This window comes from Methylobacterium sp. NFXW15, assembly GCF_049887755.1.
Taxonomy (GTDB): Bacteria; Pseudomonadota; Alphaproteobacteria; order Rhizobiales; family Beijerinckiaceae; genus Methylobacterium.
The window spans coordinates 14,183-28,883 of the sequence record NZ_JAGEKG010000018.1 but is presented as its reverse complement, the minus strand read 5'-3'; the positions used below and the strand labels follow the sequence as shown (position 1 = coordinate 28,883).

Sequence of the window (14,701 nt, the reverse complement as noted above, 5' to 3'; positions counted from 1 at the left end):
TGCGCTCTAATCCATCATCCGGCGGAGCACACCCTCCGTCCCAGGCATCGGCATGGCCATGGGTGGCGGCGGGGGGACCGGGCGGACGGGCATCATCGCCCGGAATTGCTGCCGGAAGTCGTCCGCGATCTTGTCCGCCTCGGCGACGCCGCGGATCACCTTCGGGCGGATGAAGACGATCAGTTCCGTGCGAACCCGCTGGTCGGCGCGGTTACGGAAGGCGGTGCCGATGATCGGCAGATCGCCCAGGATCGGGAAGCTCTCGTTCGAGAGCTGCGACTTCTCCTGCACGAGGCCGCCCAGGGCGAGGCTGTGCCCATCATGCACCGCCACGCTCGTCGCCACCCGGCGCTGGCGGATGGTCGGGGAATTGATCGTCGAGGTGGTGGTCGGCACCACGTCGCTCACCTCCTGGTTGATATCGAGCACGACCAGGCCGTTCTTGTTCACCCGCGGCGTCACCGAGAGGATGACGCCGGTATCCTTCAATTCGATCTGGTTGAGGATCGGCGCGCCCGCCGCGAGGGCGCTTTGCCCGCTCTGCTTCACGATCGGCACCTGATCGCCGATCTGCAATTTGGCCGTGCGGTTGTCGAGCACGGTGATGTTGGGCGACGACAGGACATGCACGGTGGTGATGCCCTGAAGGGCATTGAGCACCACGTTGAAGTTCGTCGCGCTCATCAGATAGTTGAAGCCCGGCACGCCCCGCGTCGCCGCGCTGATCAGGGCGGCGGTGCCGCTGACCGCCGTGCCGGTGGGCGTCACCGGCAAGGCCGAGTTGCCGATTCCCGCCGTGGCGCTGGTGGCGAGGTTCAGCCGGTCGCCCCGGTTCTGCAGGAACCATTGCACCCCGAACTGCAGCTGGTCGTTCAGCGTCACCTCGGCGATGACGGTTTCCAGCAGCACCTGCGTCGGCATCGCGTCGAGGCGCCCGAGGATGCGCAGGATCTTGTCGTACTGGTTGCGGGTGGCCGAGATGACGAGGCTGTTGTTGGTCTCGTCGGCGACGATGCCGATCATGTCACGGCGCGGCATCCCGTTGGCTAGGCCTCCGGCCGAGCCCCCCGCCATGCCGTAGCCCGCATCGGTGCCATAGCCGCCCGCATAGCCGCCGCCCGCGCCGCCGGTGAGACCCCCGCCGCCGTATCCGCCTCCGTATCCCCCGCCCTGCGCGCCCGGCTGGTAGCCGCCCGCCCCGCCGAGGGGCGCCGTCGCGGCGAGGCTGCCCGGTCCGGACGGCTGGCCGCCCGCGCCGTATCCGCCGGGGCCGCCTCCGAGCGTCCCCTGGCCGTTTCCGAATCCGCCGGGATCGCCGCCGAAGCCGGAGGTGCCGAACCCGGCGCCGATGCCGGAGCCCTCCGCGCCGAACCCGCCCGAGGCGGCGCCGCCTGCACCAAGCCCGCCTGTGCCAAGCCCACCTGCACCAAGCCCGCCTGCGCCGAACCCGGCCCCGGCGGTGATGTTCACGCTCGTGCCGGTCTCGGCGGCGACGACGCCCTGCAGGACGGCGGCGAGTTCCTTCGCCGAGCGGTTCTGGATCCGGTAGACGAAGAGCTGCCGCTCTCGGTCGGCGGCCAGCATCTCCAGTTCGGAGAGCCAAACGCGGGCGCGGTCGAGATAGGCCGCCCGCGACGTCACCACGAGCACCGCGCTCAGGGCCTCGTTGGGGACGAAGCGGATGACGTCGCCGGTGCCCGCCGCCTCGCCGCCGAAGATCTGGGTGAGGTCGCGGGCGATGGCCCGCGGGTTCGAGCTGCGCACCGGCAGCATCGCCGTCGACATGCCGCGCATCCAGTCGACGTCGAACACCTCGATCGTCTGGCGCAGGATACGGATCTGGCCCGCGTCGCCGTTGAGGATCAGCACGTTGCGTGCCCGGTCGGCCCGCAGCACCACGTCGCGCGGGGCGACGGAGGCCAGGATCGCCTGCATCTCGGCGGCGGAGATCCAGCGCAGGGGCACCACGACGGCTCCGGCCTCGGCCCCGGTGCCGCGCACGGGTTGGAGCGTGTTGCCCCCCGCCGCCACGATCTGGGCCGTCCGGCCCCGGCGCCGCAGGGCGAGACCCCGGCTCGACAGAGCCGCCTCGAACATCGAGAGCAGGGTCGCGCGGTTCACCGGGCCACCGGTCTGAAGGGTGAGGGTGCCGTTCGGATCGGCGTCGAGGGTGTAGCCCCAGCCGAGGGTGTCGGTGAGCACCGCCTTGGCGGCGACCGTCAGCGGGACATCGACCAAGTTGAGGTTCACGGTCCCGGCGGGGAGGGGTTCCTGCACGGCGGCGTCGCTGCCCACGAGCCGATCCGTCCCCCGGACGATCACACCCCCGGACCCACCGCGCAGGCCCGTGCCGTCGGGAAGGTTCGAGAGGGGTTCGGCAGCCGGTGCTGCGGTGGCCGCCACGCACAGGATTGCCGCGCCGAAGATCTGTGCGCGACCCTTCATACCACCTGTGGTCCCCGTGACGGCGTGACGTTCAGGGCTACAGGACTAAGGATTTGTGGTTAATAAACCATTTAATTGCAATCTACACGTGTTCAAACAGCGTCATCGGAAGGTGCGGAATACGGACCAAGTCTTGTCGACAGTAAGAGTGGCGGCTTCAAAGAGAGTTCTTCGATTCGCAAGGCAGGGGTGCGGTATAGAAGCGAGAAGGATCACCGAGGATCCTCACCGCTCCTTCCAGGCCTTGGCAATCTGATCGGTGAGAGGCTTCGTCAGGTAGGAGAGGACCGAGCGGTCGCCGATCTGCATGTAGGCTTCCACCGGCATACCGGGGACGAGGCGCAGGGCGCCCAGGGCCTCCTTCGCGCTCGGGTCCAGGCGGATGCGGGCGGTGTAGAAGGTCTGGCCGGTCTTGGGGTCCTGGCTCACGTCGGCGGAGACGCGCATCACCTCACCCGCGACCTCGGGTGTGGTGCGCAGGTTGAAGGCCGAGAAGCGCAGCATCGCGGTCTGGCCGGTGCGGACGTTGTCGATGTCCTGCGGCTGGACCCGCACCTCCACGAGGAGCTGATCGGCCTGGGGCACGATCAGCATGGCGGGCTCGTTGGGCGTGACGAGGCCGCCCACCGTGTGGACGCTCAACTGGTGGACGATGCCGTCCTGGGGCGCGCGCATGTCGATGCGCATCAGCTGGTCCTGCGCCGCGACGCGCTTCTCCACGAATTCCGACCACTTGCCTCGGATCTCGGCGAGATCCTTGCCCACCTCGGTGCGCATCTCCCGGTCGATCTGGATGATCTGCAACTCGGTCTCGGCGATCTTGCCGCGCGAGGAGGCGGTGGCGGCGATGAGCTGGCCACGCTCGCCCTCGAGCCGCGCCGCGTCGCGCTCCAGACCCGTCACCCGCGAGAGCGGCACGAGGTTCTTGGCGAAGAGGTCGCGCACGCCGACCAGCTCCTGCTGGATCAGCGCGATCTCGCGGTTCTTGGCTTCCGTCTGCTGGCCGAGGCCTTGGATCTCCTGACGCAGCTGCGCGATCCGCTCGGTCAGCTGCGCCTTCTGCCCTTCCCGGGCCGCGACGCGCGATTGGAACAGGCGGGTCTCGCTCTCCATCAGGTGCGCGACGGCGCGGCTCGTCCCGGCGCGGTCCGTGAGGTCCGGGGGAAAGGCGATGGTGGCCGTTCCGTCGCGCTCGGCCTCGTCGCGGGCGCGGCGGGCGGACAATTCGTCCAGAGCGCTCAGGACGATCTCGAGGTTGGTGCGGATCTGCGTGCCGTCGAGGCGCAACAGCACGTCCCCGGCATGGACGTGGCTGCCCTCGCGCACGAGGATCTCGCCGATCACGCCGCCCGTCGGGTGCTGGACCTTCTTCACGTCGGATTCGACCACGAGCTGGCCGGGGGCGATCACGGCCGCCGAGAAATGGGTGAGCGTGGCCCAGCCGCCGATGCCCGGCACCAGCACAAGGCCGAGGCCCAGCGCCGCCAGGAGATGGCGGCGGATCGAGGGCAGGGCGAGGGAGGGCGGCGGGGCGAGGGGCGCGCCGAAGGAGCCGAGGGCGGGCAGGCTGGAATGGCTCATCACGCGCTCTCACGCAGGGTTGCGACGGCGGGTGCGGGGGCGGATGTCGGGGCCTGCGACGGACGCAGAACGTGCCGCAGCACCTCCTCCTTGGGGCCGAAGGCCTGGACCCGCCCGTCCGACAGGACGAGCACGAGGTCGAGGGCGGCGAGCGCGCTCGGCCGGTGGGCGATCACCACGCAGATGCCGCCCCGGCGGCGCACGCCGTGGATCGCCTCGGTGAGGGCGGCCTCGCCCTCCGCATCGAGGTTGGAATTCGGCTCGTCGAGGACCACGAGGAAGGGTTCGCCGTACAGGGCGCGGGCGAGGCCGATGCGCTGGCGTTGGCCGGCGGAGAGGCCCATGCCGTTCTCGCCGATGCGCGTGTCGTAGCCCTCGGGCAGGCGCAGGATCAGCTCGTGGACACAGGCCGCCCGCGTCGCCGCGATGACCTTGGCGGGATCCGCCCCGTCCTCGAACCGGGCGATGTTCTCCGCGATCGTGCCGGGGAACAGCTCCACCTCCTGCGGGAGATAGCCGAGATGCGGTCCCAGGGTCTCGCTCGACCATTGGTCGAGGGCCGCCCCGTCGATGCGGACTTGCCCATGCGCGGGTGGCCAGATGCCGACCAGGGCGCGGGCGAGGGAGGATTTCCCCGAGGCGCTCGGGCCGATCATGCCGAGCCCCTGTCCGGCCGAGAGGGCGAAGGTCGCGTCTTGCACCGTCGGCTTGCGACCGCCGGGCGGGACGACGGCGAGCCGTTCCACCGTCAGACTGCGGCTGGGGGCGGGCAGGGCGTGCGGCTTGGGCGCCTCCGGCAGGCGGCCGAACACGTCGGACAGGCGGCGCCAACTCAGGCGGGCGGCGGCGAACCCCTTCCAATGGGCGATGGCGAGTTCGGCGGGGGCGAGGGCGCGCGAGACGAGGATGGATGAGGCGATGATGATGCCGCCCGTCGCCTCGTTGTGGATCACCAACCACGCCCCGAGGGCCAGGACGCCGGATTGCAGGGCGGTGCGGAAGGTCTTCGACAGGGCGCCGAAGCCGCCCACCACGTCGGCCGTACGCTGCTGCGCGAGACCGTAGGTCCGGTTGACGTGCGCCCAGTGCAAGCCGAGGCGGCCTTGCATGCCCAGGGCCGCCAGAGCCTCGGCGTTGCGGCGGGAGATCTCCGCGAGGCTACTGCGCTGCTGCGCCGTCACCGCCGACTGGACGGTGGGCTTGCGGGTCGCCCGGTCGGTGAGGAGCGTCACCGCCACCAGCACCAGCATGCCGACGATGGCCGCCACGCCGATGAGTGGATGGAACAGGAAGCAGATGGCGAGGTAGACCGGCATCCACGGCAGGTCGAACAGGGCCGAGGGACCGCCACCGGTGAGGAACGCGCGCACCTGATCGAGGTCGCGCACCGCCATCAGCCCATCCTGCCCGAGCCCGCCCTTCAGGGGCGCGCGCACCGTCACGTCGAAGACGCGCGCGCTCAGGGCCTCGTCCAGCGCCATGCCGACACGCACCAGCACCCGGGTGCGGATCGCTTCCAGCACGCCCTGGATGGCGTAGAGCATGAGGGCTAGCACGCAGAGGCCGACCAGCGTCGGCACCGAGCGGCTCGGGATCACCCGATCGTAGACTTCCAGCATGAAGAACGAGCCGGTGAGATAGAGTACGTTCACCAGCGCGCTCATGCAGGCCACGCCGATGAAGGCGAGCCGGCACCGTTCGAGGGCCGAGGCGAGCGTGGGAGAAGTGCCTGTCGTCGCCATGATCCGCTCGGAGTGCCGCCGTGATCGCCAAGCCCCCTCGCTCATCCGGGACGAGGAAAGAGGCACCGTTCCTGCATGGTGTCACACGCCCTCGAGACCGAATCGCCGTGGCTTCAGCGAGGAAGGCGTTCGCATTCAAAGGTTTGTCCGCACCGGCGAGGCTGTCTCACCGGGTACGAATCAGGACCATGAGGATCAAGCGTTAACAATCTTTAACCCGCGTCCCAGCATTCGGGAGGCCGCGGTCCGGTGAGGCCGGAGGGCTCAGGCAAAAATTTTCTACTGCAGTGGGAGTGATCGAGGGCAGAATCTTTTCCGGCCAGGCCCGAAACGCCGAAACGCCCGCGAACACCCGGAAAGGGCGGCGGGACGCTGAATCATTGCAGTGCAACAAAGGATTCTAGAAGCCTTACGGCTCAGCTATAAAAGGCGCAAATGCTTGATGAATATAGTCCTCGTTTCACTTACCCCCAAAAGGGTTCCATGCAGAAGGACGAAAAAAGCAGCCCGCCTCATCCAAGTCGCGTCTTGAATTGTGCAACGCAATCTGGCATTCGAAACTTAATACCCAGTTAAAAATCAACGGCGCCACCCCGTGTCATCAAGGGACGCAGAATGCTGCTTTCTAACCTGCCCCTTCCTGCCCTGCGCTCGCGCAAAGTCGCATCCGGCCTGCAGTCCGAGGGCCGGTATGGTCGCCAGCGCATCCATGACAGGGCGATGAAGCGCCTGTTCGATCTGAGCGTCGCGACGGCACTGCTCTTCATGCTGCTGCCGCTTTTCGCCTTCGTCGCCCTCGCGGTCTGGGCCGTGGACCGGGGCTCGCCGTTCTACAGCCATCGCCGCCTCGGCCGTGATGGCAAGACCTTCGGATGCCTGAAGTTCCGCTCCATGCGGATGAATGGCGACGAGATCCTCGTGCGGTACCTGTCCGAGAATCCCGCGGCCCAGGCCGAGTGGGCACAGAGCCGCAAGCTCAAGAAGGATCCGCGCATCACCGCGATCGGCCACCTGCTGCGCAAGACCAGCCTGGACGAGCTTCCGCAGCTCATCAACGTGATCCGCGGCGAGATGAGCCTCGTCGGGCCGCGCCCGATCGTCGAGGCGGAGGTCGAGAAGTACGGCGACGCCGCCGTTGCCTACTTTGCCGTACGGCCGGGCCTGACCGGCGCGTGGCAGATCAGCGGACGGTCCGACACGACCTATGCCGAGCGTGTCCGCCTCGACCGGCAGTATGTCGAGTCGCGCAGCTTCGCGGGCGACATCGTCATCATCATGCGCACCGTGCCGGCGGTCTTCCTGGTCAAGGGTTCGTACTGAACGGGACAGGGATCATCCCGCCCGGTCTCCCGTCCGGATACCATCGATCTGGGTCGAGACGAACAAGTCGACACGCGTCTTGACCCGGTGAAAAGCGGCAAAAGCATTCCACCCGCCACGCACAATGAGGCTTGTCCCGTCAAACCGATGCGGCTTGACGGCAGGTTTCGTTTCTAATTCACAAAAATGTATTCCTTTCGGCCTTCCTTTGGGAGATAAGTCGCTCACGTAGGTATTGTTCACCGACAGGACGCCAGGTGCACCTCCGGAACAAGTGACGCGCCAAGGGTCGGCGGCGAGCCCGTGAGGGGTGCCGCGAGCCCGTGACGCCGAGACAGGCCGGGGAACGACGGGGCGGGACTCGGAGAGGACCGATGGAGACGACGGGCGTTCTGGCACTCTTCGGCGTGTTCGGTGTCGTGTGCGGACTCTACGTGTCGGTCGTCGGTTTTGCGGTGACCGCCCTTGCCTTCGCCCTGCTCCTGACCCTCGTCGCGTACCTCATCGGCGGTCTTCTCGGCGGATGGATGCCTGCCCTCGCCTTCCTCGCCATGCAGGTCGGCTACTTCCTCTGCCTCGTCGGCACCGCGCTCGCGATCCATGTCCGCGGCCTGCCGAAGGATGCGCGCCGGACGACACGCCGCCTCCACATCAACCACGAGTGAGCGGCGGTCCCCTCACGGGAGGGGCAGCACCGCCATCCGTCCGGTGTCGTCCACGGCGACGGCTAGCAGGCTGTCCGGCGTGCACGGTCCGGCGGGGATACGCACGCGATAGCCGATCCGCCGCTTGCCCACGCCTTCGAAGCCCGGCTGGCCGACGAGGTCCCTCCGCAGGCGGCGCGGCCGCTCAAGGCTCTCGAGCCGCCCGCCGCAGAACAGGGCGAGCCGCATCGCCCGGCCCGGCTTCGCCGGATCGAACGCGTAGGCTCCCACCAGCCATTCGGCCCCCGGCAGGGGCTCGATGGACTCGACCCGTGCCTTGACGGAGGGGGGCAGGGCGAGACCGCGCCCGGCCATTGCGGCCTCGGCCGCCTCGCGCGTGGTCCAGGAAGCGGCAGGCAGGCTCGCGATCGCGTGGCGCGCGCGGCTCTCGGCCCAATCGTGCTGCGCCGTCTCCACGCTGCCCCAGAGGGCGCAGCCTCCGAAGAAGCTGAGGAACGCGATGGTGGCGCGCTTGCCGGCTGCGGGGCTCAGGGCGTCGATCCACCCGCGCAGGCGGCGGTACAGGGCGACGTCGAGCGGACCGAGGAGGGCGGCGGCGGTCAGTGCGCCTGCGATGCAGACCGCGCCGTAGGCGAGGCCCGACCAATGCGGCGGACAGGCCCAGTTCGCGAGCATCAGGACCGGCGGATGGGCCAGATAGAGGACGTAGCTCCAATCCCCCAGGGCGATCAGCCCCCGCGCCGCCGGGCTCCGGCGCCCGATGGCCGGGGCGGTGACGGCAGCACCCACGAGCAGCACCGCCGCGATGCCGCCGAGCCAGCGCGCGGCGGCCGCATCGACGAAGAAGCAGGCCCCCGCGAAGGGCAGGGCGAGGAGCGCCGTCGCGGGGCGGACCCAGCCCGCCGCGATCAGCCGCGGCAGCAGCAGCCCCAGGGCGAAGGGCACGCAGGAGGCCGTGACCGGCACCAGATAGAGAGGCGGCGGCATCATGTTGCGGCTGCCGGGCGGCAGCAGCGGGAAGGCCACCGCCATCAGGACGAGCCACCCGGCGGCCACCGGCACGAGGCGCCGTGCCTGCCCGAGGGAAGCCAGCAGGAACAGCCCGACATAGAAGGTCACCTCCAGAACGAGGGTCCATTCCACGTTGAGCGGCCAACTGCGCGGTCCCACCGGTGCCAGGGACAGGGCCAGCACCGAGAGACCGCCGAATTCCAGGCCCAGGGCCGCGTACAGCACGGCGAACAGGCCGACCACCGCGAAGTAGGTGGGAAAGATGCGGCTCACCCGGTGCGCCAGGAACACCATCGGGGGATCGCGGGTGACGAGCCGCGCCATCAGGAAGCCGGACAGGGCGAAGAAGATCGCCACGCCCCACACACCCATCAGCTGGTCGAGGGCCGCGAAGGGCCTGTCCGCCCCGCGCAGGATCTGCCCATAGATCGCCACGTGGTGAACGAGGACGAGACCCGCCGCCAGCGCCCGCAGGAGTTGCAGGTTCGTGAGCTCTCCGGCCGCCCGGGCGATGCCCACCTGCCCCGGAGCCGGGATGGCTTCGGGCACGGTTCTGGGGATGTCCCGGCTGAGGCGGATCGGCATCGCTGACATCTCGAGTGTCGAGGCGCGCCGTGTGTCGGCGAACGCGGACCTCTCGAAAGATCGAGAAACGTGGCCAGTCTATGTCGAGCGCGGCCGACGTCCGAAACAGCTCCGCTCGAAACCCTCAGCCTCGCCGCGTCGTCCGTCGTACCTTGCGACCGACGAGGCAAGTCGTTTTCATGTTGCGACAATGCATCGCGGATTATCGGAAGATAAGCTTGGGCATATTACAAGCATAGGTTCGGACAAATAGTGTCGCAGAATTTCATCGGCAGGAACGTCGTCGGCTCTGCACGGTTGGCCTGACACGCCACCGAGGAGACCATCATGACGGCCAAGCCGCCCCCCGTCCCGCCCGCGAACCAATCCGACAAGGGCCCCGGAAGCGCGCCCGCCGCGCCGCTCTCACAGGGCCAGGGCGGCGTCCAGGCCCAAAATCCGGAGAAGGTCGGCCAAGCGGGCAATTCGAAGGTGAACACGACCCATCAGGGCCACCAGCAGGATCGGTGATGAGCACCTCTCAGAAGAATCCCGCCGCCGACCGCCACCATGGCGGTCCCGGCAGCAGCCATCAGGACGCATCGAAGCCCGCCCACGAGGAGCGGAGCGGACCCGCGCCCGGCAGCCCAACGAACGATTCGAAGTCTCACGTCTCCGGCGGCGGAGGCGAGCGCGACAGTCACCACACCCACGGGGGCAAGGGCCGCGCTTCCGACCGCACGGACCGGTCCCACTGATCCCAAGCCTCATTGAAGGAGCGCCACATGGCCAAAGCCAACAAGCACACGTTTGGATCGGGCGCACAGGGCAAGGGCTCGGGCACCGGCGCCATGACCGAGTTGCTGGACGGAATCCTGCCCGAGAACATGGTGCTGAGTAACCGCGACAAGTCCCAGCACAGCGACCAGCGCGGCCTCGACAGCAAGAACGTCCAGACCGAACAGTACCAGGACCATGTGGCCAACCGCCGGGTCGACGATCCGGGATCTCCGGATGAGGCCAATACGAGCGGGCTGGCGAGCCCGTCGATGGGAGCGTCCGGCGAGGACAGCAGCCTCGAGACGCAGCGGGAGGGCTGAGGCCCGCTCAGATCCCGACCCGCCCGATCCCCGGCAGCTTGAGGCCGGGGCGTCGGATGTCGAATCCGGCCACCGCGCCGAGGAGGTTCACTTCGACCCCCTCGACCCAGCCTGCGGTGAGCCCGAGATAGCCGCCGAGATTCAGGCGGAGACCGGTGCGGGACGGAGTGAGCCCGATCCAGCGCCCGTCATAGGGAAAATCCTTCCCGATCGCCGTGGCGGGCAGGCTCGCCTCCATCTCCGGCACGGCGCTCATCACCGCCGCCACGAAGGTGTTGGAGTTCGGCCCCGGCCAGAGGCGGTAATCGCCGATTGCAGCATAGCGATAGGTGGCGATGGTCTCGCGGATCCGCGGCAGCATCCGTTCCGCCTCCGGACCGTCGGCGGCAAAGATCACCTCCGGCAGGCTGCCGAACCAGCGGCCGTCCGGCACGAAGCGGTCGACCCAGATCGGCTGGCCCCAGGCCGTGTAGTCGAAGCGCTGGTAGGCGCGCTCGCCCGCCCCCTTCACGACGATCCAGCTATGGGTGGCGACGATGCCGCGCCAACTCACCGTGCGCGCGGAGAACACGCGGACGACCGCCTCGGGCTTGCGCTGAGCGGGCGGCAGCAGACCCGCGCTCGACCGGTCGGCCAAACGCCAATCCGAGATGTCGTTGAACCAGTAATAGCGTGCGGCCGAGACGGCGATCGGTGCGAGGAAGACGACGACGAAGACGAGCAGGGCGGTGCGAAACAAGGGCGTTCGGTCCGGACGGCGTGACAGCCAGGATCTATGGGTTCGGTCCGCTCCCGTGCAGGGGCATGCGACGTCCTCACACGAAGACGAGGACGAGCCCCAGGGTCAGCACGACCGCGAGACCCGCCAACAGGACCACGCGGGTGACATCATTTCCCTCCGCCTCGCCCGCTCTCGCTTGCGCCCGAGCGGCGGCAGGGGCCGTCTCCCGCGACCGGGCCTCGCTCGCGGTGGTCGCGGTGGCCTGCGGCACGCCGGGATCGGGCAGCGGAAGGGTCAGCCGGGGCAGGGGGCCGGTTTCGGCGCGCGGGCCGAACGCGTCCGGCTCGACGCTGATCCCCGCCTCCTCCAGTTCGAGCATCACGAGGACGAGGGCATCGACATCCAGTGCATCCACCGGAAGGGCCGCCTGCAATTCGCTCGCGGTGAGTTCGCCGCGCACCCGCCCCAGGGCGATGAGCCGGTCGAGGGTCGCGCGGTCGATCGTGCCTGTCATGAGAACTTACCGTCCCGTCCGCCGCCTCGTCCTCACGCCGCGTCCTTCTCCGGATCGGCGGCGGTCGTTTCGGACGCTGGAATGTCCAGCGTGTAGTAGGGCATTGCCTCCCGGCGGCCCCGAAGCGGTTCCCGGCTGACCTCCCGCCACGCGGCGGCCTCCGCCCCCGCCGCCCGGCGGACAGCCTCCGAAGCCAGGACGGAGACACCGTGGACCTTGGTCGCCTGCTCCAGGCGCGCGGCGACGTTCACCGTGTCGCCCAGCACCGTGAATTCGTAGCGGGCTTCCTCGCCGATGATGCCGCTGAACACCTCGCCGCAATGGAGACCGACGCCGATGCGCACGCTGGCATCGTGCTCGCCCTTGTCGTTCCAGCGGGCGATGACCGCGACGAGGTCGCGGGCGAAGGCGACGGCCCGCGCCGCGTCGTCCGCCGCCGGTTCGGGCAGGCCGAACACCACCAGCGCGCCATCGCCGATGAACTTGTCGACCACGCCGCCGTGCAGGCGCGACAGGCGCATCACGCGCTTGCGGAAGGAGGACAGGAACGCGGAGAGTTCCTGCGGATCGAGCCGTTCGGCGATGGCTGTCGAGCCGCGCATGTCGATGAAGGCGATGACCGCCTGCTGACGGCGCCCGGCCTTCAGGCTGCCGTCGTCGTCGGCGAGGCGCGAGACCAGCTCCCGCGGCAGGAAGCGCGACAGGCTGCGGCGGCGGGCGGCCTCGCGCGTGGCCGACAGGGCAAAGAGGACCAGGGCGACCACCACCCCCGCGAACAGGCCCCAGATCAGCAGGGCGATGCGCGAGATCGTCGCCTGCCGCTGCTCCATGAAGGCGGCTTCGTGATCCTCCATCCGGCCGATGACGGCGCGGATCTCGTCCATCACCTGACGGCCGTGGCCGGCCCGGACGAGGCTCTGGCTCCTGTCGAGATCGCCGTTGCGGCGCAGATCGACCGTGGTGCCGAGTTCATCGAGCTTGGTGCGGATCAGCAGGATCAGCGTATCGAGCTCGGCCCGCTGGCTGGCATCATCCCGCAGGAGTTCGTGCAGCCGGGCGACCTCCCGGTTCACCTTGGCGCGGCCCTCGCGGAACGGCGTGAGGAACACGTCCTCCCCGGTGAGCAGGTAGCCGCGCTGTCCGGTCTCGGCATCCTGGACCGCCGACAGCACACGGCCGAGCATCCCATCCACCACCATGGCATGCCGGACGGCCTCCGTGCCGCGCTGCTGATAGGTGAACGCCCCCACCGCGATCCCGAGCATGGCGAGGATCACGACGCAGCCCACGACCATCCGGTCCACCGTGCGGGAGCGCGTCGGCAGGCGGTCGATGACGGTGAGGGCGGCGTGGGTGCTCATGGCGGCGTGGGACGATCGTGACGGCGGAACCTGGGTTCCGGCACGGCGAAGACGACCGCCACGAACCGCATCGGCGCTGTCTTCCCCGCATGGGACATCGGCCGCCGGTCGGGGGCGCGACGAGCGGGGCTGATGCCTCAAGGGACGACCGGGGTCTTTGTTCCCAGGAGACGGCGCGAGGCGAGCGGCACTCGCCTCGCGGATTGCTTCAAGGGCGGTGGGTCCTCAAGCAAGACCCCGCCGCGTGGCGGCGCCTTCGACCGGCCGATCCGAGGGAAGGAGCGGCTCGACCTCCTCCAGGCTCTGCTGTCGCGGCTCGACGCCGAGCGTGATCACCGTGACGATCTGGAGGATCAGCAGGCCGATCATCAGGGCCATGACGCCGCCGATCCCGTAGGTTTGGAACAGCGAGATGACCACGAAGGGCGTGACGATGGTCGCGCCGCGCCCGAACGTGTTGCAGATCCCGGAGGCTCGCAGGCGCACCTCGGTGGGGAACAGTTCGGGGATGTAGATGCCGAACAGCAGCGCCACGAGGACGTAGATCGGCACCGTGAGGCCGAACCCGACGAGGGGCAGGAGCCACGGATCGGTGGTGAGCGGATAGACGATGCCGAACAGGATCGCCGCCGCCGAGGCGCCGACGATGGTCGGCTTGCGGCCCCAGCGATCGGCGGTGAGGGCGCCGATGGCGCTGCCCACGGGGGCGCCGAGCCCCATCAGAAGCGAGTAGCCGAACGAGGTCGCGACGCTGAGGCCCTGCTTGATGAAGAAGACCGGCAGCCACGTCACGAAGCCGTAGAGCAGCGTGTTGATGACGATGAGGCAGAGGCAGCCGACGATCATCCGCGCCAGCAACGGGGGTTGGAACAGCGTGGCGAATGCAACCTTCGGCGCCGGGGCCGACACCGGGGCAGGGGGCGGCAGCACGCCGCCGCGAGCCGCCTCGGTCTCGATTTGCCGAAGCAGCGCCTCCGCTTCGTCGGTGCGCCCGACGGCTTCCAGCCAACGGGGCGATTCCGGCAGGTTCTTGCGCAGATACCAGACGCCGAGCGCCCCCAATCCGCCGAGCACGAACATCGCCCGCCAGCCGAAGACCGGGATCACGAGCCAGCCGATCAGCGAGGCGACCGGCAGGCCGGTGACCACGAACACCGCCATCAGCCCGAGCCAGCGCCCCCGCGAGCGGGCCGGCACGAACTCGGTCATGGTGGAATAGCCGACGACGTTCTCCGCGCCGAGGCCGAGGCCCATGATGAAGCGCAGCGCGATGAGGGTCATCATGTTGGGGGCGAAGGCCGCCGCGATGGCGGCGAGCCCGAAGACGAGGAGGTTCGCCTGATAGGTGAAGCGCCGCCCGTAGCGGTCGCCCAGGAAGCCCGTGAGGAACGAGCCGCCCATCATGCCGAGGAAGGTCGCCGAAACGAAGAGCGCGTTTTCCGGCAGGGTCGAGAATCCGCTCTTCAGCGTGGCGCCGAGCACGGTCGCCGCGATGTAGATGTCGAACCCGTCGAAGAACATCCCGATACCGATCAACCACATGATCCGGTAATGGAACGGGCCGATCGGGAGCCGGTCGAGCCGGCCTCCCGCATTGACGATCGAGGTCATGGCGTTTCCTCCGCGTAAGGGATCGGCGCGGAGGGCACCCGTCTGACGCGGGGTCTGTCGCCCTCC

13 protein-coding genes are annotated in these 14,701 nt (G+C 68.9%); 5 read left to right on the top strand and 8 right to left on the bottom strand.

Annotated elements, in window-relative coordinates; translation table 11 throughout:
* Positions 1 to 6: 6 nt before the first annotated feature.
* The 3 genes from gspD to J4O73_RS23655 form a co-directional block, all read right to left on the bottom strand.
* Complete coding sequence (gspD, locus tag J4O73_RS23665) at positions 7 to 2,445, bottom strand: type II secretion system secretin GspD (RefSeq protein WP_426221395.1); 2,439 nt, start codon at positions 2,443 to 2,445, stop codon at positions 7 to 9.
* Positions 2,446 to 2,670: 225 nt separating this feature from the next.
* Positions 2,671 to 4,026: an HlyD family type I secretion periplasmic adaptor subunit gene (locus J4O73_RS23660; protein ID WP_426221393.1), complete on the bottom strand. Its 1,356-nt coding sequence runs from the start codon at positions 4,024 to 4,026 to the stop codon at positions 2,671 to 2,673.
* Positions 4,026 to 5,768, bottom strand: a complete 1,743-nt coding sequence (locus J4O73_RS23655; protein WP_426221391.1) for a type I secretion system permease/ATPase — start codon at positions 5,766 to 5,768, stop codon at positions 4,026 to 4,028. Before J4O73_RS23655 ends, J4O73_RS23660 begins: the two co-directional genes overlap by 1 nt.
* 615 nt (positions 5,769 to 6,383) lie before the next feature.
* Here J4O73_RS23655 and J4O73_RS23650 point away from each other — a divergent pair.
* Together J4O73_RS23650 and J4O73_RS23645 are read left to right on the top strand one after the other, a co-directional pair.
* A complete protein-coding gene (locus J4O73_RS23650) occupies positions 6,384 to 7,088 on the top strand; it encodes a sugar transferase (RefSeq protein WP_426221389.1) in 705 nt (234 codons plus the stop codon).
* Between the two features lie 374 nt (positions 7,089 to 7,462).
* A complete protein-coding gene (locus J4O73_RS23645; RefSeq protein ID WP_426221388.1) occupies positions 7,463 to 7,753 on the top strand; it encodes a hypothetical protein in 291 nt (96 codons plus the stop codon).
* A gap of 12 nt (positions 7,754 to 7,765) precedes the next feature.
* Here the strand turns inward: J4O73_RS23645 and J4O73_RS23640 are convergent, their stop codons facing one another.
* Positions 7,766 to 9,349: an acyltransferase family protein gene (locus J4O73_RS23640; RefSeq protein WP_426221386.1), complete on the bottom strand. Its 1,584-nt coding sequence runs from the start codon at positions 9,347 to 9,349 to the stop codon at positions 7,766 to 7,768.
* A gap of 327 nt (positions 9,350 to 9,676) precedes the next feature.
* Here J4O73_RS23640 and J4O73_RS23635 point away from each other — a divergent pair, with 327 nt between their 5' ends.
* The 3 genes from J4O73_RS23635 to J4O73_RS23625 are packed head-to-tail and all read left to right on the top strand — an operon-like array spanning position 9,677 to position 10,428.
* Positions 9,677 to 9,859, top strand: coding sequence for a hypothetical protein (locus J4O73_RS23635; protein ID WP_426221384.1), 183 nt, complete (start codon positions 9,677 to 9,679; stop codon positions 9,857 to 9,859).
* Positions 9,859 to 10,086 carry a hypothetical protein gene (locus J4O73_RS23630; RefSeq protein WP_426221382.1) on the top strand — a complete coding sequence of 76 codons (228 nt, stop codon included), beginning with the start codon at positions 9,859 to 9,861 and terminating at the stop codon, positions 10,084 to 10,086. Before J4O73_RS23635 ends, J4O73_RS23630 begins: the two co-directional genes overlap by 1 nt.
* Positions 10,087 to 10,113: 27 nt before the next feature.
* Positions 10,114 to 10,428: a hypothetical protein gene (locus J4O73_RS23625; protein ID WP_426221380.1), complete on the top strand. Its 315-nt coding sequence runs from the start codon at positions 10,114 to 10,116 to the stop codon at positions 10,426 to 10,428.
* 7 nt (positions 10,429 to 10,435) lie between these two features.
* Here J4O73_RS23625 and J4O73_RS23620 read toward each other — a convergent pair whose 3' ends face one another.
* From J4O73_RS23620 to J4O73_RS23605, 4 genes are all read right to left on the bottom strand, one after another.
* Positions 10,436 to 11,167, bottom strand: coding sequence for a DUF3750 domain-containing protein (locus J4O73_RS23620; protein WP_426221379.1), 732 nt, complete (start codon positions 11,165 to 11,167; stop codon positions 10,436 to 10,438).
* A 76-nt stretch (positions 11,168 to 11,243) separates the two neighbouring features.
* A complete protein-coding gene (locus J4O73_RS23615; RefSeq protein WP_426221377.1) occupies positions 11,244 to 11,663 on the bottom strand; it encodes an RNA polymerase sigma factor region1.1 domain-containing protein in 420 nt (139 codons plus the stop codon).
* Positions 11,664 to 11,695: 32 nt separating this feature from the next.
* Positions 11,696 to 13,024 (bottom strand): CHASE3 domain-containing protein, encoded by a 1,329-nt coding sequence (locus J4O73_RS23610; protein ID WP_426221375.1) that lies wholly within the window; start codon positions 13,022 to 13,024, stop codon positions 11,696 to 11,698.
* Between the two features lie 225 nt (positions 13,025 to 13,249).
* Entirely contained in the window at positions 13,250 to 14,635 is a 1,386-nt protein-coding gene (locus tag J4O73_RS23605) for an MFS transporter (RefSeq protein ID WP_426221373.1), read from the bottom strand.
* Positions 14,636 to 14,701 lie beyond the last annotated feature (66 nt).

What these genes read in the sequence shown, in the direction of transcription:
- gspD (WP_426221395.1), bottom strand. Translation starts at nt 2,445, where the DNA reads ATGAAGGGTCGCGCACAGATCTTCGGCGCGGCAATCCTGTGCGTGGCG.
- J4O73_RS23615 (WP_426221377.1), bottom strand. Translation starts at nt 11,663, where the DNA reads ATGACAGGCACGATCGACCGCGCGACCCTCGACCGGCTCATCGCCCTG.
- J4O73_RS23655 (WP_426221391.1), bottom strand. Translation starts at nt 5,768, where the DNA reads ATGGCGACGACAGGCACTTCTCCCACGCTCGCCTCGGCCCTCGAACGG.
- J4O73_RS23650 (WP_426221389.1), top strand. Translation starts at nt 6,384, where the DNA reads ATGCTGCTTTCTAACCTGCCCCTTCCTGCCCTGCGCTCGCGCAAAGTC.
- J4O73_RS23605 (WP_426221373.1), bottom strand. Translation starts at nt 14,635, where the DNA reads ATGACCTCGATCGTCAATGCGGGAGGCCGGCTCGACCGGCTCCCGATC.
- J4O73_RS23645 (WP_426221388.1), top strand. Translation starts at nt 7,463, where the DNA reads ATGGAGACGACGGGCGTTCTGGCACTCTTCGGCGTGTTCGGTGTCGTG.
- J4O73_RS23625 (WP_426221380.1), top strand. Translation starts at nt 10,114, where the DNA reads ATGGCCAAAGCCAACAAGCACACGTTTGGATCGGGCGCACAGGGCAAG.
- J4O73_RS23630 (WP_426221382.1), top strand. Translation starts at nt 9,859, where the DNA reads ATGAGCACCTCTCAGAAGAATCCCGCCGCCGACCGCCACCATGGCGGT.
- J4O73_RS23610 (WP_426221375.1), bottom strand. Translation starts at nt 13,024, where the DNA reads ATGAGCACCCACGCCGCCCTCACCGTCATCGACCGCCTGCCGACGCGC.
- J4O73_RS23660 (WP_426221393.1), bottom strand. Translation starts at nt 4,026, where the DNA reads ATGAGCCATTCCAGCCTGCCCGCCCTCGGCTCCTTCGGCGCGCCCCTC.
- J4O73_RS23640 (WP_426221386.1), bottom strand. Translation starts at nt 9,349, where the DNA reads ATGCCGATCCGCCTCAGCCGGGACATCCCCAGAACCGTGCCCGAAGCC.
- J4O73_RS23635 (WP_426221384.1), top strand. Translation starts at nt 9,677, where the DNA reads ATGACGGCCAAGCCGCCCCCCGTCCCGCCCGCGAACCAATCCGACAAG.